Consider the following 21,103-nt stretch of genomic DNA (forward strand, 5'->3'; position numbering starts at 1 on the left):
AGTAAATGAGAACAAAGAATTACCATGAATTGTTAAGTAATCGTATTTATATTGGTGGAGCTAATGATGTTGAGGATGTATTAAAAAATGAAAAAATTGATGTTGTTTATGATTTAAGAGCAGAGGCACCAACAGAAGAGACTAACTATCATCGAGTACATAGTCCAATTGTTGACGATGCGGGGCATCAAGATGAGTTTATTAAAAAGTCCATTGATCATGTTGTTAAGTCTTATCATGAAGGTAAAAATATTTACTTCCATTGCCAAGGTGGTAGTAACCGTACAGGTACGGTAGCAGTTGGAACCCTTCTAACCTTAGGTAAAGCAAGTTCAATCGAAGAAGCTGAAGAACTTGCTAAAGCTGCTCGTCCAAAGATTAATGTTAAATCTGAGAATAAAGAAGCTCTAAAAAGAGTATTTCCAAATGGGTAAGTTTTGAATGTATAAAGGTCAGATCCTCGCCGTTACAATGGTAGGTCTGACCTTTTAATTTGAAAAGATAGTTTGTTATGATGTTTTTAAGTTGTTAACTAAACCTAGGAAAAGATTTGATTTGTGAATTATTTAATTTTTAATTTCCAAATGCGTGGTCTAACTCCACCGTCTTTAGACGGTATACGCTTTTAGCCTTACACTTCGATGTCCATACTTAAGTTGTGAGGTGAAAAGTATGGACGGCTATAAAAAGAATAGTCATGCAGTTTATGATATCAAATATCATGTAATCTGGGTAATAAAATACAGATATAAAGTATTATATGGTCCGATTGCCATAAGAACACGAGAGCTAATCAGGCAAGGATGCGAAGCGAGAGGCGTCCCAGTGTGGCCGATCACCCTCTCAGGTCGGCTACGCATCGTCGCCTTGGTAAGCCGTTACCTTACCAACTAGCTAATGCGACGCGGGCCCATCCTGTAGTGTTAGGTAAACCCAACTTTCACTTTAGAACCATGAGGTTCCAAAGATTATCCGGTATTAGCTTCGGTTTCCCGAAGTTATCCCAGTCTACAGGGCAGGTTGCCCACGTGTTACTCACCCGTCCGCCGCTAACTCTCATAAAGCAAGCTTTAATTGAGTTCGCTCGACTTGCATGTATTAGGCACGCCGCCAGCGTTCGTCCTGAGCCAGGATCAAACTCTCCATAAAAGTGTTTGATAAAGCTCAAAATTTAAATTGATTGACGAGATATTTACTATCTCTTTAATTCGCTTGGCTGTGTGTTCAGTTTTCAAAGAACAATCAATATTGTCCAAATTGCAACAAGAATTAAATTTTATCAATTTCTCCCTTGTTTGTCAACAACTTTTTTCAATAACGTCAACCGATGTTCAAATCAGCGACTTTTTAAATATACCATTTTAACCGAGTTATGTCAAACACTTTTTAAAACTTTTTTTTGAAAAATAAGTGTTTAACACTTTAAGCAACTAGCAACTGTCGTTTTTAGCGACAAGATTTATTATATCACCAAACCAACCAAAGTCAATAACTTTTTTATCACCTAAACCTAACATAGTAAAACCTCCTAAATATTTCTTCACTATCTGTTTTCACCTTCATTATATCAATTATTCCTTTTTGAACTAGATAATCGACAAGTAAATTTAATTCAACCACACACCCTTTAAATTCAAGTTGAGTTATTACTCCTTCAATATCCACAGGTTCTTTTAAGTTTAATATCTCTATCAAGTAGGTTGCACTTAACTTTGATTTTGATGCTATCGCAAAATCAATCGCTAGAAAAAGGAGTTCTAATCTTTTTTCTAAGTTTTCACCACCAGTAACAATTTCATCATACAATTTATATATTTCTGGCTCAATGCGTTTAACCTGTTTCCAAACATTAACCTCAGGATAATACCCATGTTCAATTATCGAGAGTTTAGCAAGGTGTTGTAACGAACAGACAATTGTATTGAAAGCATCCAAATAACATCCATTAAGAAATAATTTCTTACCATAGTTATATTTACGAATTAACTTCGCAAGTTCGGTTAGCATTTTTTGTTTTCTTTCCATTAAAGGAAAATCATTAATATTTTCTCGATACATAGTTATATATTCATCTTTTTCAAACAAAACCATACCACTTAGTACCCAATCAATTAGATGAGAGTCACTACTGTTTACAGAACCCCTCTCTAATTCATCTTTATTTATCCATTGTAACTGTACCAACTTATTTTTTATATCATAGTGTTCTAAAGGGTTAGGTTTAGCGCTTTCAACAATTAGTAGCACAACTGCAGAAAGATTCGGAATCCCTTCTACCTTGGACATCATTTCATTTATATACAATACCCCTAATGTATCTTCAGTAATCCTGTTATCATATAAATGATTAATTAATTGCTCCAAAGTTATACCCTCCTTAAAAACGCATATTAATCATACATTTTCGACACTATAATAAGTGAAACCTTCTAAAAACAATCAATATTATTTCCAGAAAGTTTTATAAATGACAGAAGAGAGTGAACAACAAAAAAATGAGCCTTATCCACTCCAAGATCGGAGATAATAAAGCTCATTTGTATGTATAAAAGGAGCTGACTCAAAAAGTAGTTAAGTCAGCTATTAATGTTGCTCTTTTTTCGAACACTCTGGGCAAGTACCGTAAATTTCCATTCTGTGACTCTTAACTTTAAACCCTGTCACATGCTCAGCTAAGGTTTCCACTTCATCTAGGCCTGGGTAATGAAAATCAACTATCTTTTCACAACATTGACAGATTACATGATAATGATCAGATGTAACACTATCAAACCTACTAGACGAATCACCATATGTTAATTCTCTAACTAGCCCAACTTCTTTAAAGACACGCAAATTATTATATACAGTTGCTACACTCATATTAGGGAACTTCCCCTCCAAAGCTTTATATATTTCATCAGCTGTCGGGTGGGAAAATGAACTAAAGAGATACTCTAATATGGCATGACGTTGAGGTGTCATACGTACTTTTGTGTTCTTCAAGGAATCAAGTGCTTCTTGTAAACGATACGTCATAAACAAACACCTCTCCTTTTCATTAAATATAAATTATTATTTTATAATGTTTATAAATAGTATATTATAACTAGGAAGTACTGTCAATAATTGTACCATTAACACAAAAAATAATGACGTTAAAAGCTATTTGTAACTAAATATACTAATTTAATATCCTCTGTCAAAATTTATTTTGTTCAAATAATTTTTTTCACCTTTTAAGAATAACTTTAAATTCTCTTCAAAAATTTCAAGTGCTCTAGGTTGGTATTGAGATGAAATTCCAGACAAGTGAGGTGTTACCGTTACATTTTCCATATCCCAAAATGGGTGACTTTTTGGTAGTGGCTCTTCTACAAATACATCTAAAACAGCGTGAGTAACCTTCCCTTGATTTAAGGCTGAAATCAAATCTTTTTCTACTACATTTTTTCCTCGACCTATATTTACAAAAATTACATCTTCCATTAGATCAAATAGTTTTTTATTTAATAAACCATTTGTCATACTAGTGCTAGGAAGTACAGATACAATAAAATCACTTTCTTTTATTAATTTCTCTAGATTATCAATAGTGACAATTTCATTAAATCCGTCGACTTTTTTACCACTACGATTAAAACCAATAGTTCTCATGTTGAAAACTTGCGCATATTTAGCGATTTCTGCTCCAATTGATCCTGCCCCTAATATGCCCAATGTTTTTTGATTCAACTCCACCATTGGTATGCGTCGATCCCAAGTATGATCTTGTTCATTTTGAATTAATTGCTTAGTTTGCCTTGCCACTTGAAGCATCATGCCGATCGTATATTCAGCCATTGGTATTTTATGAATACCTCTTGCATTCGTTACTAAGATGCCTTTTTCTTTAATTGCTTGAAATGGCATCATATCTAAACCTGCTGAAATAACCATTATCCATTTTAAACTATTTACCTTTTTAATAATTTCATCCGTTAGATCCTCTCCATACGTAATTAAAACATCAGCATCTAATAACTCAGTTAGTCCTTCATCAATATTTTTATAAAAGTAGAAGGATACCTCTGGATATGTAGAAACTAATTTTTCTTTTAATCTTGTTTTTAAATTAGCAGACGAAACTACCTTCATTATAAACACCTCTACGAAAAAGTTAATTTTATTTTAACAAACCAGAATATCTGTAAGCTTTTCACATCTTTTCAAAATCCTCTACTCTATTTTCACAAATAAGCTCTACAAAAATTAAAAAAGGCGAGAATAACGTATATTCTCGCTAAAAGTGTTTGAGGAGGAAAAACCAAAAACAAATTCCTAATTTATCTATATTCACCATGAATAAAAATGTATAGACAGACGCCTCGACTTATGGAATTAAAAAACTTTAGTACAAATCCACCTCATTTGAGTGAATTTCACCATTACCAAAAACACGTCACATAAATCTATACCCAGTTAGAACTGACCTGCGTATCTAAATATAGTATCTTAGTAGCGATAATAATGAATGATACAATTCATTAAGTTAACTCACTTATTTCAAATTATTTTTAACGTATTCTAATGCCTCTACTACATGTTCCTTCACCTTTACTTTACGCCACTCTTTTACAAGTACTCCCTCTTTATCGATCACAAAAGTAGAGCGCTCTATCCCCATATATTCCTTACCGAAATTTTTCTTTAACTTCCAGACACCATAAGCTTCTGCAATCTCATGGTTCTCATCAGAAAGGAGTGAGAACGGAAGTCCATGTTTTTCTATAAATTTATGATGTCTATCTAACGGATCTGGACTTACCCCTAAAATAACCGCGTTTACCTCGTCAAAATTTTTATGATAGTCTCTAAAATCACAAGCCTGAGTCGTACACCCTGGAGTCATATCTTTTGGATAAAAATATAATACAACATTTTTACCACGAAAATCTGAAAGTTTCACGGTTTCACCATTTGTTGCTTCACAAGTAAAATCAGGTGCTACCTGACCTATTTCCAATACCATATTACCCCTCCATTTTAAAACATTAGTAAAGTAGTAAACCTTGTATGAAATAATACACGATTAATCCTACACTAGTATAAGGGTAACCAAACTTAACCAAATGTACAACTAGTTTGCTCTTATCTTTTCTTTTAAGTTAGCAACAGTAGAAACTACAAAAGCTGCAGGAAGTAAATATCCAAAAAATGCTTCAACCATCGCTATCCAACGACCGATACCTAAAGGTGTTATATCTCCATATCCGACCGACAAAATGGTCACTGCACTAAAATACAATGCATCTTCTAACAAATGAAAGAAAGATCCACCTACCCTAACTTCTCCTTCAGTCAGTACTGGCACTCCCATCAATTCTAGTGATATATATAAACAACCAAAACCTATCGCTACAGTCACATACACAAGAAATAAAATAACAAAATTCCGAACTGAAATCCTTTTACCATGAAAAATAGGTTTATGTTTTAAAATCAATAATACACTCATCACAATTCCAGCCACAGATATGAACATCACTAAAAAAAGCACAACTTTGCTCATAACAAAACCACCTCCTCATATTGTATGATCAGGTGGTTTCATTTAGGACAGGCAACAGCAACTAGTTGCCTGCACCTCGATATTTTTTTACACCAACATTCCATATACAGATCGATATTATAATAAAAATTAATCCCATTACTGGTGTTAAGAAAGCATAATAATACCATTCTTCACGCTTTAAGAAATAAGCAGCTGGATAGACACCAACAAAAGCAAACGGTAAGATCCACGTTAAAATATAGCGAATTACTCGATGATAAATATCGACTGGGTATCTACCGTAGTTACCTATGTTATACATCATTGGCATAATATCGGTTCGACTATCTGACCAAAAACCAATGCTTGCTAATGAGATAAAAATACCAGCATAAATAAAGGCTCCACCTAGGACCATCACGATGAATACGAAAACATCATACCAAGCGATCGATAGTCCTAAACTACTTCCTGCATAATACATAATGACCAACCCAGTGACCACACCGAATAACGACTCTAGTTCCATGCGTTCCATAATAATTTGAAAAAGGCTATGAATTGGCCTTGTTAGAACACGATCCAATTCCCCTTTAACAATATAACGATCATTGAAGTCCCAAATATTAAAAAACGATGTAAATATCGCATAAGGGACTAAGAAAAAACCGTAAATAAAAATAATTTCCTCACGGTTCCATCCACTTAAAAAAGTTGTATGTCCAAATACAACCAAAATGAAAATAAGGTTTACTGCTTGGAACAGTAAGTCCGAAAGTATTTCTACAAGTGTATCCACTCTATAGGTTAGTCTTGTTTTTAAGTATTGTGCAGCATACTGAAAGAAAATACTCACATAAAACATACCTTCTATCCCCCCTGCACAATCAACTGTTTTTTAGCTATCAGCCATAACAATTGAATTGGTATTAGTAAGATTGCCACCCAGATCATCTGCAGAATAAGAGCAGAATATATCTCTTGGCCAACAAACCCCTCAGTGAAAATCATACTCGGAATATAACTGATCGCTTGAAAAGGCAAATATGTCATTACTGTTTGCGCCCATATTGGATAAAAACTAATCGGCAACAGTAATCCCGAGAAAAGGTCGATAACAACTCGCTTTGCTCTTATCAAACCAGAATTATTAAAAAGAAAAAACGTCATTATACCAGTAAGGAGATTAATCTGAGTGTTAACGATAAAGCTAAATAAAAGTGAAATAAAAAACAATCCCCAAGTTGTTAAATTGGCAGAAAAGTTTAACGGGAATAAAAATGCCACGATAAACATCCCTGGCACGGAAAAAAACACTAAGCGAAATACCCCTTCACCTAAACCTTGCATCGTTTTCATCCCTAAGTAGTTGTAGGGACGTATCATTTCAATTGCAACTTTACCATCTTTAATTTCCGACGCAATTTCACGGTCAATATTATTAAAATAGAATGCTCTAGCCATCCATGCAACTGCTACATAGGTAGTCATTTGAATGACGGAAAGCCCCTGAATTTCTTCCTTCCCACCATAAATAGCCGTCCACAAAAAGTAATAAGCACCTATATTAATACTATAAATTAATATCCCACTATAGTAATTGGTGCGATAAGCCAACATCATTAAAAACCTTACTCTTATCATCTCAAAATATTTACTCATGAAGTCGCCATTCCTTCTTCATATATTTTTCGAATGATTTCCTCAGTAGAAATCTCATTAATTTTAATGTTCTTAATTGGATCTTTCTCAACAACTTCACTAATTAATTTTGAAACTTGAGTTTCATCTCCATCAACCATTGCAATCCAAGTATAAGGATCTTTCCTTTCCCATTTCACATTACCTTTCTTTGGTAATACCTCCTCAGAAAGATCCTTTAAAAACTGAAATTCAATTTGTTTTAATTCAACAGAATTAGCCTGTAATTGATCTAGTCTTCCGTCATAGACAATTTTTCCTTCATCTAATAACACAACTCTTTCACATAGCGCTTCAATATCAGTTAGATCGTGCGTTGTTAATAATACAGTAGTTTTATACGTTTCATTCATTTCTTTTAGGAACTTGCGAATTTTCAACTTCACTAGTACGTCTAGACCAATCGTAGGTTCATCCAAAAATAACAATGGTGGATTGTGAATGAGCGCAGCTGCTAACTCACATCTCATTCGTTGTCCTAATGAAAGCTTTCTTACTGGTTTATCTAACAAAGGACCAATATCTAACGTCTCAATTACATATCCCATATGCTCTTTATAATCTTTATCAGATACCTTATAGACCTTCTTTAACAGCCTAAAAGATTCTTGAACGGCAATATCCCACCAAAGCTGCGAGCGTTGCCCAAATACAACACCAATTGTTCTAACAAACTCTTCTCGTTGTTTATGAGGATCCATTCCATTGACGATGACGGATCCTGATGTAGGTGTCAAAATACCAGTAAGCATTTTAATGGTAGTCGATTTACCAGCCCCGTTTTCACCAATATAACCCACCATTTCACCTTGTTTTACATTTAATGAAATATCATCTACTGCAGCCATAACTTTGTAATTTCTAGTAAACAAGTCTCGGAAAGCACCAGAAAGTCCTGAACGACTTGAATAAGACTTAAATTCTTTACGTAATTTTTTTACCTCTATTACATCCATTCTTAATTCCCCCTGAATTTTTCAACGAATTAAGTGTAACTGTTGGACTTCATTACTTCAAGTAGTCTGTGCAAATTGAAAGGCTGTGGTACGAAGCAATTTCAGATCAACAACTAGAAATAAAAAAGAACTAATTTATGAACAAGGACTACAATGATCAAGGTTATCGAACAGCAAAGCATAAAGTTACATAGTAAGTCATCATTCATGCTAAAATATGTATGACATTATAAAGAAGTAACATTTAAGGCATCTCTGTAATGTTTTTATAACTTATTAAATTTTATCATTACATTGAATACATCGACACAAACTAATTCTGTTTAAAATGCGCTAATCAATTAAATATAGTAACTCAGTCAAGTAAAATTTATAAACTTTTGAGTATTATTGTTTTAAGGAGGAATTTATGGAGTTTCAAAAATCAGAACTTCTATATAATGAAGCACTAGAACATATCGTTGGTGGCGTTAATAGTCCATCACGTTCATTTAAAGGGGTCGGAGGTGGCACTCCTATTTTCATGGAAAGAGCAAAAGGGGCTTACTTTTGGGATGTGGATGGAAACAAATATATTGATTACTTAGCTGCATACGGGCCAATAATTACTGGGCATGCTCACCCCCATATAACAGAGGCAATTACAACTGCCGCAAAAAATGGAGTTTTATACGGCACACCCACAAGTCTAGAAGTGAAATATGCAAAAATGTTAAAAGAAGCTATACCATCTATGGAAAAAATTAGGTTTGTAAACTCTGGAACCGAAGCGGTTATGACAACTATTCGTGTTGCACGAGCTTACACCGGGAGAGATAAAATTATTAAGTTTGCTGGATGTTACCACGGACATTCTGACTTAGTCTTAGTCGCCGCCGGGTCCGGACCATCGACTCTCGGAACACCTGACTCTGCTGGTGTTCCTAAAAGTATTGCCCAAGAAGTTATTACCGTACCTTTTAATGATATTGATGCATATGAAAAAGCCTTACATAAATGGGGTAATCAGATTGCCGCTGTTTTAGTCGAGCCAATTGTGGGCAATTTCGGAATTGTGGAGCCTTTTTTTGGATTTTTAGAAAAAGTTAACGAACTTACTCACAAGGCAGGAGCGCTTGTCATATATGATGAAGTAATCACAGCATTTCGCTTCATGTATGGTGGAGCACAAAACCTTTTAAACGTAGAGCCGGATATAACTGCTTTAGGAAAGATTATTGGTGGTGGACTACCAATAGGCGCCTATGGTGGAAAAAAGGAAATCATGGAACAAGTGGCACCATTAGGGCCTGCATACCAAGCGGGAACAATGGCTGGGAACCCAGCATCAATTAGCGCAGGAATAGCTTGTCTTGAAGTTTTAAAAGAGCCTGGAATATACGAAAAGTTAGATCAATTAGGGAAAATGCTAGAAGAGGGAATTGAACACCTTGCAATTGCACATCAAATTCCTATTACTATCAATCGACTAAAAGGTGCGTTAACTATCTATTTCACGACTAAAAAAGTTTCTAACTATGAACAAGCCGAACAGACAAATGGAGACATGTTTGCTAAATTCTTTAAATTAATGTTAAAAGAGGGAATCAATTTAGCACCTTCGAAATACGAAGCATGGTTCCTCACAACCGAACATACAAAAGATGATATCGCACTTACATTAAAAGCTGTTGAAAACGCATTTAGAGCTTTACAAAATGAATAAACATACATGATATATCGCTCTGAAAAATATTAATCAAACTGATTTATACTTAAGGGTCATAGCCCCCAACCTCTAAGCGTAGCATAAGTGGGAACTTCCATTCAGGTGGAGTTGAGACTCCATCTGAATTTCCGATGTTCTAGGGAAGCTAGAACGAGTTCCCCTTCAGTTTTTTTTATTTGAAAATGAAACCGATCAAAAACACCCTTTATTTAAACGAACTTGCCACTACTAACCCTTCACATACTAATTTTCGCTCGTCCATTCCAATGAATACAATAATTGATTTAAATATTAACACGTGATATACTTATTTTATAATTCTGACAATTCAACCAACATACTCCTGCCGTTACCTACCAATCTTGTATTGGTTTTTTTTAAGATTGATTACATCAATTTCATAATCTAAAAAACATAGCTACCTCTCTATATTTGGTTAAGAATGCTTCAAATCAACCAGCCTAAATGTCCATCTAATAAACGAGCGCACAATAACGCCAAATGGCGTAAACAAACTCATACATCATATGTTATAGACTTTAGCTTCTATCCCATTTCTTAAAAAGCTAGTCTAACTTTTTTATTGGAGGTGACGGTCAGTACTTGACCAAATACTATGAAAATTAAATGGAGCCCCGAAAACTTTACTGGCTTTAAAAATGAAGAGCATGACTCTTGCGGAATTGTTTCTGCCATTGAAAAGATGCGTATCCCAACAAAGAAGAATATTGATGATTGTATTAACGCATTGGTAAAAATGAATCATCGTGCAGGCTTTATTAATGAAGAAGGTGATGGCGTTGGTATACACATTGATATTCCTCGTGCCCTCTGGAAAGAAAAGCTAAGTGAAGTCAATCAAAACCCCAATATTGTAGATAATCCAAATTTCGTTGTCGGTCACTTCTTTATAAGTAATGAAGCTGATGTAACAAAATCTAAAGATAACATTAAAGTTAAATTTGCAAAAGCTAACTTAGAGGTGGTCTATGAAACTGATCAAGTAACCAACTCTGATGCATTAGGACCATTGGGACGCAGAGAAGAGCCTTACTTTTGGCAAGTAGCTTTACTTACAAATCACAATGTCGAAAATCTTTCTAGCAAATTATTTGACTTAACTATTGAAATCGAGAAAGACGCTTATATTCACGTTACTTCTCTCAGCCAATACTCTGCTGTTTACAAAGTAATGGGCGCAGGCGATATTTTACCAAAATTCTACAAAGACTTATCTAACCCATTAGTAGCTTCTACCATGACACTTGGTCATAATCGATATTCCACAAACACACTATCCAACTTTTTCCGCGTCCAACCTTTCAGTGTTTTAGGTCATAATGGAGAAATCAATACAATTGCTAGGTTACGTGACGAAGCAGCCATGCTAGGCGTGCCTCTTGTAGAAGGTGCTAGCGATTCCCAAGATTTAAGCCGTATCTTAGAAACATTCATCTGTAGACATAATTATTCTTTATTTGAAGCTCTTGAAATTATGTTTCCACCTATCATAAATGAAATCAATTCTTTTCCAAAACACTTACAAGATTTATATACGTACATCCGCGAAGCATGGGGCCATTTTTCCCAAGGTCCAGCTGGTATCATCTCAAGATATGGAGATGAAGCGATATTTTCCTTAGATTCGTTAGGATTGCGTCCTCTTTGGATGATAGAAAATAAAAGTACGTATTATTTTTCTTCTGAACAAGGAATTTTAACCACTAATGAATTTGTTTCTGAACCTAAACCACTTGCCCCTGGTGAAAAAGTTGCCTTAAAGTGGAATGGAGATAATATTCAAGTTTACTTTCACGATGAAGTTCAAGAAGAAGTCTATAATCGCATGAAAAAACGACTGAACTTTACGGGGAGTCGTAAGCGTTTAAGTACAAAACTAGAGAACATTAATACACCTCATAAAATGAGAATAAAAGTAACAAACAATTACTATTCAGCGTTTGGATGGAATCGTGAACACATTCAAATGGTGGAGCAAATGGCTGAAAAAGGTGTAGAACCAATCCGTTCATTAGGCCATGATGCACCTCTTGCTTCTCTTGATCAGAATCGTAAAAACTTGGCTGATTTTATTAAAGAAAGTGTAGCAGTCGTGACAAATCCAGCAATCGATAGAGAACGCGAAATGGAACATTTCTCAACTCGAGTTATTGTTGGTAAGCGTCCATCACCATTTACGGATGCGCCATTTCATGTTATCGAGCTTGCATCACCACTCGTAATTGAAGGGGCACCTGGTGAATTTATAGCTAGAGCGAATAACCACCCATCTTATGAGCAAGTATTAGGAAACTTTAAAAATAAAAATGAAGTCTATTATATTGCTATCTCCTTTTCTAAAGAAGAAAAAATTGAGGATGTATTAAAACGATTAGTTGAAGAAGCTGCCTTAGCAACGAAAAACGGTGCCGCACTTATTGTCCTTGATGATGAAAAAGCACATAAGGAAGATCAATTGTGGTTAGACCCTCATTTAGCTATTTCTGCCATTGACCAAGGGTTGACAGAAATGGAACTAAGACGCGGCTGTTCAATCGCTGTACGTTCTGCTAGTGTTCGTTCATTACATGATGTAGCCGTAATGTTTGGGCTAGGTGCAGATATTATTAACCCTTATTTAATGTTTGCAACAGTTGTTGAACAAAGTGATGAGCCAGCAATTAAGCTTTTCACCGCATTAAACAAAGGACTAGAAAAAATTATTTCTACAATTGGTATACATGAGTTACGAGGGTACGGTCGTTTATTTTCGTCGATTGGTTTGAATAAAGAAATTGCTGATATATTAAATATTGTAAATTTCTTAGGGTCAAGCGAAGTAGTTCTTAACTTTAAAACATTAAAAGAAGATGCTTTAGCACGCTACAAAGACTTTCATAGCGACAAATCAAAACCAGGAAAACTTTTTCATTTCTTCCCTCGTATATGGAAGTCTATAGGTGACTTAGCAACTGGTGCCGCAACTTACGAGGATTATAAAAATAAGCTTAATGAACAAGAATTAAAAAATCCTATTTCTATTAGACATTTAACAGATATAAAGAAATCAAAGAAGAAATTAAATCCAGAAGATGTTAATATCGGTATTAAAAAGCATAGTCTCCCATTCATTATCAGTTCTATGTCATTCGGTTCTCAAAATGAAATTGCGTTCCGAGCTTATGCTGAAGCTGCCGAACGTCTAAATATGATTTCGTTAAATGGTGAAGGTGGAGAAATCAAGGATATGTTAGGTAAATACCCGAATACAAGAGGGCAACAAGTTGCTTCTGGTCGCTTTGGGGTAAATGTAGAGCTCCTTAATTCAACAAATTTAATCGAATTAAAAATAGGGCAAGGAGCTAAACCTGGTGAAGGTGGACATTTACCTGGTTCTAAAGTAACGGCAAAAGTAGCAGCGGCTCGTAATGCTACTACTGGATCAGACCTTATCTCACCATCAAACAACCATGATATCTATTCAATTGAAGATCTTGCTCAAATAATTACAGAGTTTAAAACCGCTAATGACCAAGCGAAAGTAGCCGTTAAAGTACCAATCGTCCCAAACATAGGAACTATCGCTGTAGGAATTGCTAAAGCCGGAGCTGATTTTATTTCATTAAGTGGGTTCGATGGTGGTACTGGTGCTGCTCGTGTTCACGCTATCCAACATGTCGGCCTACCAATTGAAATTGGAGTAAAAGCAGTCCATAACGCCCTTATTGAAGCAGGACTTCGTAATACTGTTGAAATCTGGGCAGACGGCGGAATGCGAAGCTCTCTTGACGTTATGAAAATTATCTTATTAGGGGCTAACCGAGTTGGATTTGGTACATTAGCGATGATAGCAGTTGGTTGTACAACTTGTCGTGGTTGTCACTTAGATACATGTCATGTCGGGATTGCAACACAAATCGAAAGTGAAGAACAAGCTAAAGAACACGGGTTGCATCGTTTCATTCCTCGGCAGTTTGACTTGGCTGTTAATGGATTAACAAATCTTTTTACTGCTTTTGGGAATGAATTGAAAATTCTTACTGCAGCTTTAGGTGCAAAACGTACACAAGATCTCGTCGGCTGCTCAGATTTACTAGAGCAAGTACGTGGCAAAGAATTAATGGATTTAACTAGTATGTTAGAAACCATTTCAATAACTGACATTTCTCATTTTGATTCTCATCAGCAAATGGAAAAAACTGCGTTAGCACTTGCAGTTGGGGCTGAATATTTAGATGGAAACGTAGACGAACTTTCTCATTCTAGAGAGTTCACTTCTGTAACTGCAGAGCAACGAGTGCTAGGAAGTCGCGTTTCGTGTCATCGAGTGAGAGGAAAACTCGATGGTTCTTATCGGAACCTTCCTGAAGTAACCTTAACTTTTAAGGATGGATCAATTCCTGGAAATGGACTTGGCGCATACAATTGCGCTGGTGTAACTATTAATGTAGTAGGCGGGGCTCAAGACGGCATTGGAAAAACTTCCTTCGGTGGCTCGTTTGCAATTTTAAAATCGGAAGGAGCTGACGGTAGATATTATAATGGATCAGTCGGTAAAGGAGCAGGGTATGGCGCTCAAAATGGACTATTCATTATTCAAGGAAATGCCGATGCGAGAGCAGGCATTCGCCTTTCTGGAGCAGATATGATTATTGGGGGCCGAGTAACAAAGCCCCTTCGTAACGACTACTATGCAAACATTGGTACACACTCTAATATAAAAGGATTTGCTTTCGAATATATGACAAATGGTCGTGGTGTTGTTCTGGGAGATCCTGGTCCATGGATTTGTGCAGGGATGACTGGTGGGATTGTTTATCTACGTCACCAACCTGAAGTTGGCCTAACAAAGGAAGCTCTTCATAGACGCATTGCAAAAGGAGCTCACGTCACAATTCAGCCGTTAACAAATAGAGGAATTGATGATTTAACAGAACTATTGACTATTTACAAAGATATACTAACGAAGAATGGTCAATCAGAAGAAGCTGAAATAATCGGTATGTTGCTTGCCGAGCCAGAAGAACATTTCTTACAAGTAATCCCGACAAAAGAGCAGGCAGACCCATCAGTTTCTACAGAATAATTACAACAAACCACTAAATCTTTAGTAATTTTTGATATCACCTAACTATATTTAAAAGGTCAAGTTGAACTAGATTGTATTCTGGTTTAACTTGACCTTTTCTTTTGTTTTCTATAACTACAAATATTATTATGCGGTTAGCTTATTTCGTTTATCTGTCACTTTTGAAAACGAAATCATATTATTACATCTTGATTGTTTCTAAAAATAAGTGTATATTACGTTTCGGTGGATTAAGTTTACATTAACTAAGTGAATTTCATTTAACTACTTTTGCTTAAATTACTTGTCTTACAATAAATATTTGACAAAAAACTTAAAACATCAATACTAAATTAACGAAACACATATACTGAAAATACTTTGAAATCCATTTAAGAAAGGAATTAACAAATTTATGAAACTTGGAGCCCGGATTTTTAAAACCGGTTTATCCATAACACTTTCTCTTTACGTTGCAATGTTACTTGAAATGAATCCACCAATGTTTGCAGCCTTAGCCGCCACATTTGCAATTCAACCATCGATTTATAAAAGTTTTCAAACGATCATAGAACAAATCCAAGGGAACATTATTAGTGCATTACTAGCCGTTATATTTGTATTAACGTTCGGACATCATCCTTTTGTTGTTGGTGTTGTGGTAATTATAGTTATTGCTATTAACATCCAACTAAAGATGAATGCCATTATCCCCCTTGCAGTTGCTACCGTTATTATCATTATGGAAAGCCCAACTGATGATTTTGTAACGTTTGCGTCAACTCGTTTTCTACTTATTATGGTTGGAATATTTTCGGCTTTTATTGTCAATTTAGTGTTTATTCCACCAAAACATGAAACACAGCTATATCACAAACTTTCTGATTGTACCGAAAATATAATAAAATGGATTCGTCTATTAACAAGAAATGATGCAAAACAAAAAATGCTCAAAAAAGATTTATCAAAATTAAAAGAAGCGTTGGTAAAAATCGATAATTTATTTCTTTTATATAAAGAAGAGCGGAATTATTTTAAAAAACGAAAATATGCAAAAGGGAGAAAAGTTGTACTTTTTCGCCAAATGTTAGTTACCTCAAATAAAGCACTAGCAATTTTAAAAGCATTAAACAGAAGAGAAAATGAACTACACCATATGCCAGATGAATTGCAAATGCTCATAAGAGATCGACTCGATTATTTAACGAATTATCACGAACGGATTCTTCTTAAGTACGCCGGAAAAGTTAAATCTCAAACAACAGAAGAATGTATTCAAGAAGTTTGTCTCGGTAAACAAGAATTAACAGAACTTTTTATGAACTTCTATAAAAAGGATGACATCGACTCAAATGAATGGCTTCACCTTTTCCCAGTCATTGCTCAAATCGTTGAATATAGTGATCAATTAGAGTACTTAGATAAACTAGTAGATAGCTTCTTTACTTATCATAAATTAGAAAATGAAGTTAACATCAAGGAAAGAGAAGATTAATTTAATCAAGAAAAGCGAAAGGCGCCCGCCTATCGGCGACAAACACTGGAAGACCTGCTCGTAGCGGTCGGTTTTTGACCGAAAGAGAAGGTCTGAAGTGATCGAGCCGATGGCGCCTGAAGCTAGACAGTTTCCAAGTTAGAAATTTATAAATTCTGATACTGCAAGAAAAGCGCAAGCGTCTTGGTCACGAGCAGCTGCTCCTGTGCCACTCCGTTTGCTCGTCGCAAAGCAGCTTCGAAGTAATCCAAGTAGTAGCTTCACTGGGTCGGCCTTTGACAGAAGCCGCTCTTTGGCTTCCGCATGCTTCTGCGTCTTCTAGCATAGCTTTGAAGTAGGCTTCCTCGAAGCAAAGTAGCATGAAGTATCTTCAAAGAAGGAATCCAAGAAGTCATTGAAGTCCGTTGCTTGACTGAAGTGACCGAACTCATAGGCGCTGGAGTTAGACATCCTCCAACTTCAAAATTTTTATACTTTCTTAAAAAAGTCCAAACACCTATATTAGGTATTTGGACTTTTTATGCAAACCTATTTTTTAAGAAGAACTATATCATTCTTATGTGTGATTAGACATCAAATAGCTTTCTGTACGTTCCATTACGATTAAGCAACTCATCATGTGTCCCAACTTCAGAAATTTGTCCGTTTTCTATCACGACAATTCTATCTGCATGAGTAATTGTTGAAAGACGATGCGCAACGATAAAAGTTGTCCGGTTTTTTGCTAATCTCTCAAGAGCGACTTGAATCCAATGTTCACTTTCTGTGTCTAATGAAGATGTTGCTTCATCGAAAATTAATAACTTTGGACTTTTCAAGAACACTCTAGCTATAGCAATTCTTTGCTTTTGACCACCAGAAAGCTTTACTCCTCGTTCACCAATCTCTGTTTCGTAACCATTAGGTAATCCCATGATAAACTCATGAGCATCAGCCGCTTTTGCTGCTGCTATCACTTCTTCTTCAGTTGCATCGGGGTTGCCCATTAATATATTAAACTTAATAGAATCACTAAAAATAATATTATCCTGTAGAACCATACCAATTTGGTCTCTTAATGACCGTACTTTAAAGTTTCGTATATCCTCACCATCAAGGAGAATTCTTCCTTCAGTTACGTCGTAAAATCTTGGAAGCAAACTTACAAGTGTACTCTTCCCACCACCACTCATTCCAACAAAGGCAATAGTTTCTCCGTTACGAATATTCAAATTAATATTCTTGAGAACTGGCTCTTTATCTTCATCATAGGAAAAAGTTACATTTTCAAAGCATACATCTCCTTTAACATTCTTTAATTCTTTTGAATTCGAACTATCAACAATATCATATTTTTCATCAATAAATTCAAATACTCTGTCCATAGAAGCGACTGATTGTGTTAGTGAGGTTGAAGAATTCACCAGACGCCTTAGCGGATTATAAAGTCTATCCATATATAGAACAAAGGCACCCATTGCTCCGATACTTAAATCTTCATTAATAACTAAAAATCCAGCATAGCCTATGACTAATAAAGGAGCAATATCGGTGATCGTATTAACAACAGCAAACGTTTTTGCATTCCACTTTGTATGATCGATCGCTTTTGAGAGGAATTTATAATTACGTCTATCAAACTGTTTTTGTTCATAATCTTCAAGAGCAAAGCTACGAATAACTGTCATTCCTTGTAGTCTTTCATGTAGGTGTCCTTGAACCTCTGCTAATGCTTGCGAACGGACTCTAGTTAACGTTCGTAGTCTGCTATAAAAAAACTTTATAGAAAATCCATATAACGGTAGTAGTACAATTGCAACTATAGTTAACTTTACATTCATTGTAAACATAATAATAATAGCAACGATAATTGTAAACATATCAAGCCATACATTCATTAAACCTGTAAGAATAAATGTTTTCGTTTGTTCAACATCATGTATTACTCTTGAAATAATTTCTCCAGATTTACGATTTGAATAAAAGCGGAGACTAAGTTTTTGAATGTGTGAAAATAATTGATCACGAATATCATATAAAATTTTACTACCGGTCCATTGTGCAAAATACTGACGATAATATTCTATAGGCGGTCGTAATACAACAAAAATAATAAAAACAATCCCCATTAACCAAACTAATTCTGTTATTTTTTCATTAGTAGATTGATTTCCTCCAATTATATGATCAATAACATATTTTAAGATAAGTGGCATAGCTAGAGGGATACCGAATTTTAACATACCAATAAAAATTGTCGCAATTATTTCCTTCGTATAAGGTTTTACAAAAAGTAAATAACGTTTTATACTATCCATTAAATCACCACCATTTTTAGAAAAGCGTAAGCGCCGCAGCTCTAGCCGTCATAAATACTAAATAAAAGATTGTGTTTTTGATTATAAATGTGACGTAACCTCGACTAATTGTAAATGTCGAGGTTACGTTTTATTACAACGTATAAAAATTCAGAACTAATCACGATATTGTAGAAATCTTTCATACCACATTTCTACAAAATGAGGATCAAAAGGACCTTTCCGTTGAGTAATCCAACTAATTAGTTCCATCATACTTTTTTGAATAATGCTATCTAACGCCTTAGGATAGTTCATTAATTTACGATGCTGCTCATACTCATCTTCATCCAAAATTACATATGTCATATCTGGAAAGACTTTAATATCTAGATCGTAATCAATATACTTTAAGGCTTCTTGATCCCAAGTAAAAGGTGTTCCTAAATTACAATAATAGTAAATTCCATCTGAACGGATCATCCCAATTGTATTAAACCACTTTTCAGAGTCAAAATAACAAATCGCTGGCTCTCTAGTTCGCCAATGTCTGCCATCTGCTTCTTGGACTAAAATACGATCATTTCCACCAATAACAACATTCGACGTCCCTTTTAACACAATGGTTTCTTCCCAAATTCGATGTATCGTCCCGTTATGTTTATAGCTTTGAACTTGAATGCTGCTTCCTGTCTTTGGGAAACTCATGCTAATCTCCTTTCTGTATTATTCAGGACGCCGATGAGTCACCATTTTATCCCTTTTATCAAGGTATAATTCAACTTCAGGTTTTTTATGCAAATAATGCCTAATTAAGTAATAGCTGATTCTCCTATCCGGATTCCCTGGAATAATGGGTTCTTCACCTGTTTCCTGCATATACTGATCTACTGCTTTTTGAACATTGTCAATTTGCTTAGGAAGTTCAGCTGTTTCAAATATTTCAAACGTTTCTTTGGACATATAAAAAGGTTGACTAGGCAGCCCTTTTAGCGTCCCTTTTAATAAATGAAAATCAATGGAGTGATCATCTAAGATTAATGTTCGAAGTGAGATGCCTTGCTTAAGTCCGTCCGCATATTCATTAACCGCTTGTCTCACCTGATCAATTGTAACATTGATGATTTGTTCCTTTACTTCTCCTTTCTGCTTGCTTTTTCTTTTTTTAAAGAACAAATGATTTCAACTCCTTAAACTTTCGAATATTTGAACAACATTTCCCCATTTTATTAGTGCTTTTTTTTCTATCATATCTATTATACCGTTTTAAAAGTAAATTTGAAATGAAACAACCACCCTTTTTTAGGGTGGCCCAGAATATAAATATAAAATAAATCTATTATCTACAAAATGTTTGCACATATTCTTCAGACCTATGCTGAAAGGCCTTTCTTAAATGATCATATAACTCCTTTTTTTGTTGTAGCTTTACTTGAATATAATGAATTGCAAACTCTGTTTCTACTTGCTCATCTTTACAACCTAATGCTTTTTTATGAAGTTCTCTATCTCGTTTCAAAACCAATTCTTTCTCTAATTTTTCATAATACTCAATCTCATTTTCAATAGCTATTATTTGATCGGCAATCTCTACTTGAATTTGGACAAGTTTTTCAAAATCATTATGTCCCACTATATTCGCCTCCTAATAAAAGCGCTAGGTAACTGAATGTAGGCAAAACCAGAAGAACATACACCAAATACCGGTCGATAAGTAGACTGAAAGTGAAGAACTTAAAGTGGTTAAGCCTAGCTACCTCGAGCTAGATTACATTCTAACTATAATTTTCCCTTCCAATATCCTCGGATAAAAATAGGTTTTTAATTGAGTGAATTTCATAATTACCTAAATGGAGCTACACAAGTCTAAATGTTATTAGAAACGGTCTTCATCCAACAACATTTAGTATCCTAGTAGCGAAAATTAATAATTTATAAGTTCATTAAATTATGTAATAGCTATTTCTATATTGCTATCAATTTAGGATTGTTCACTCTTATTAGAAGAATCCTTTTATAACTCTAATAATTCGATGTATTAAAAGTGTTTCCTTTGACTAGTTATGTAGATGCGTAAGAACTTTTGTAGAAATATATGATTTGATTAAGCTTATAGAAACAGGAAAAAGCACTCCTTCGTTTAAAGGAGTGCTTTTCTCAATTATTGTTGTTGTTGACTTTTCTTTTGAGCTGATTGTTGATTTTGCTGACGAACTTCTTGAACATCAGTTTCGCTAGCAAATTCTTGGCTTAGCCCCTGAGTAGAAGCTTGGTTTTGTTGTTTAACTTTTTGTGCATTAGTTTTTGATGGATTATTTTTCATCACTATCACCTCCACAAAAATTAATATCTCCTCACGATATGATTTTATCCAAAAAAATTTTAAT

17 protein-coding genes, 1 pseudogene and 1 other annotated feature are annotated in these 21,103 nt (G+C 34.9%); of the genes and pseudogenes, 5 read left to right on the forward strand and 13 right to left on the reverse strand.

Annotation, left to right across the window (positions count from 1 at the left end):
• Positions 1-5: 5 nt before the first annotated feature.
• On the forward strand, positions 6-434 hold the full coding sequence (locus BKP37_RS01710; RefSeq protein ID WP_071307973.1) for a protein-tyrosine phosphatase family protein: 429 nt from the start codon (positions 6-8) through the stop codon (positions 432-434).
• Between the two features lie 238 nt (positions 435-672).
• Positions 673-768: pseudogene (locus tag BKP37_RS20900) on the forward strand (transposase); the annotation flags it as partial.
• Positions 766-1,103: a sequence feature (16S ribosomal RNA rRNA prediction is too short), on the reverse strand. (Overlaps the previous pseudogene by 3 nt.)
• Positions 1,104-1,500: 397 nt before the next feature.
• Here BKP37_RS20900 and BKP37_RS01715 read toward each other — a convergent pair.
• The 8 genes from BKP37_RS01715 to BKP37_RS01750 all read right to left on the reverse strand — a co-directional run bounded on the left by BKP37_RS01715 (position 1,501) and on the right by BKP37_RS01750 (position 8,169).
• Positions 1,501-2,364 (reverse strand): nucleotidyltransferase-like protein, encoded by an 864-nt coding sequence (locus tag BKP37_RS01715; RefSeq protein WP_071307974.1) that lies wholly within the window; start codon positions 2,362-2,364, stop codon positions 1,501-1,503.
• A 219-nt stretch (positions 2,365-2,583) separates the two neighbouring features.
• Entirely contained in the window at positions 2,584-3,018 is a 435-nt protein-coding gene (perR, locus tag BKP37_RS01720; RefSeq protein ID WP_071307975.1) for a peroxide-responsive transcriptional repressor PerR, read from the reverse strand.
• Positions 3,019-3,168: 150 nt separating this feature from the next.
• The gene (locus tag BKP37_RS01725) at positions 3,169-4,116 is read right to left on the reverse strand and encodes a D-2-hydroxyacid dehydrogenase (protein WP_071307976.1); all 948 of its coding nucleotides are present in this window, start codon (positions 4,114-4,116) and stop codon (positions 3,169-3,171) included.
• A gap of 403 nt (positions 4,117-4,519) precedes the next feature.
• A complete protein-coding gene (gene bcp, locus BKP37_RS01730; RefSeq protein WP_071307977.1) occupies positions 4,520-4,990 on the reverse strand; it encodes a thioredoxin-dependent thiol peroxidase in 471 nt (156 codons plus the stop codon).
• Between the two features lie 108 nt (positions 4,991-5,098).
• Entirely contained in the window at positions 5,099-5,530 is a 432-nt protein-coding gene (locus tag BKP37_RS01735) for a potassium channel family protein (RefSeq protein WP_071307978.1), read from the reverse strand.
• Between the two features lie 61 nt (positions 5,531-5,591).
• Positions 5,592-6,377, reverse strand: a complete 786-nt coding sequence (locus BKP37_RS01740) for an ABC transporter permease (protein WP_071307979.1) — start codon at positions 6,375-6,377, stop codon at positions 5,592-5,594.
• Positions 6,378-6,382: 5 nt separating this feature from the next.
• Positions 6,383-7,174 carry an ABC transporter permease gene (locus BKP37_RS01745; RefSeq protein ID WP_071307980.1) on the reverse strand — a complete coding sequence of 264 codons (792 nt, stop codon included), beginning with the start codon at positions 7,172-7,174 and terminating at the stop codon, positions 6,383-6,385.
• Positions 7,171-8,169: an ABC transporter ATP-binding protein gene (locus tag BKP37_RS01750; protein WP_071307981.1), complete on the reverse strand. Its 999-nt coding sequence runs from the start codon at positions 8,167-8,169 to the stop codon at positions 7,171-7,173. The genes BKP37_RS01745 and BKP37_RS01750 overlap by 4 nt, the downstream gene beginning before the upstream one ends.
• A gap of 409 nt (positions 8,170-8,578) precedes the next feature.
• On the opposite strand from BKP37_RS01750, the gene BKP37_RS01755 reads away from it, so the two are divergent.
• From BKP37_RS01755 to BKP37_RS01765, 3 genes are all read left to right on the forward strand, one after another.
• On the forward strand, positions 8,579-9,874 hold the full coding sequence (locus tag BKP37_RS01755) for a glutamate-1-semialdehyde 2,1-aminomutase (protein WP_071307982.1): 1,296 nt from the start codon (positions 8,579-8,581) through the stop codon (positions 9,872-9,874).
• A 619-nt stretch (positions 9,875-10,493) separates the two neighbouring features.
• Complete coding sequence (locus BKP37_RS01760) at positions 10,494-14,963, forward strand: glutamate synthase-related protein (protein WP_071307983.1); 4,470 nt, start codon at positions 10,494-10,496, stop codon at positions 14,961-14,963.
• 397 nt (positions 14,964-15,360) lie between these two features.
• Positions 15,361-16,440, forward strand: coding sequence for an FUSC family protein (locus BKP37_RS01765; protein WP_071307984.1), 1,080 nt, complete (start codon positions 15,361-15,363; stop codon positions 16,438-16,440).
• 566 nt (positions 16,441-17,006) lie between these two features.
• Here BKP37_RS01765 and BKP37_RS01770 read toward each other — a convergent pair.
• The 5 genes from BKP37_RS01770 to BKP37_RS01790 form a co-directional block, all read right to left on the reverse strand.
• The gene (locus BKP37_RS01770) at positions 17,007-18,737 is read right to left on the reverse strand and encodes an ABC transporter ATP-binding protein (protein ID WP_071307985.1); all 1,731 of its coding nucleotides are present in this window, start codon (positions 18,735-18,737) and stop codon (positions 17,007-17,009) included.
• 156 nt (positions 18,738-18,893) lie between these two features.
• Positions 18,894-19,424 carry a nucleoside tri-diphosphate phosphatase gene (gene ntdP, locus BKP37_RS01775; protein WP_071307986.1) on the reverse strand — a complete coding sequence of 177 codons (531 nt, stop codon included), beginning with the start codon at positions 19,422-19,424 and terminating at the stop codon, positions 18,894-18,896.
• Positions 19,425-19,442: 18 nt separating this feature from the next.
• On the reverse strand, positions 19,443-19,892 hold the full coding sequence (locus tag BKP37_RS01780) for a DUF3939 domain-containing protein (RefSeq protein WP_071307987.1): 450 nt from the start codon (positions 19,890-19,892) through the stop codon (positions 19,443-19,445).
• Positions 19,893-20,055: 163 nt separating this feature from the next.
• On the reverse strand, positions 20,056-20,349 hold the full coding sequence (locus BKP37_RS01785; RefSeq protein ID WP_071307988.1) for a hypothetical protein: 294 nt from the start codon (positions 20,347-20,349) through the stop codon (positions 20,056-20,058).
• Between the two features lie 528 nt (positions 20,350-20,877).
• Entirely contained in the window at positions 20,878-21,039 is a 162-nt protein-coding gene (locus tag BKP37_RS01790) for a gamma-type small acid-soluble spore protein (protein WP_071307989.1), read from the reverse strand.
• Positions 21,040-21,103: the final 64 nt, after the last annotated feature.

Origin of the sequence: Anaerobacillus alkalilacustris (genome assembly GCF_001866005.1) — a bacterium.
GTDB classification, from domain to species: Bacteria; Bacillota; Bacilli; order Bacillales; family Anaerobacillaceae; genus Anaerobacillus; species Anaerobacillus alkalilacustris.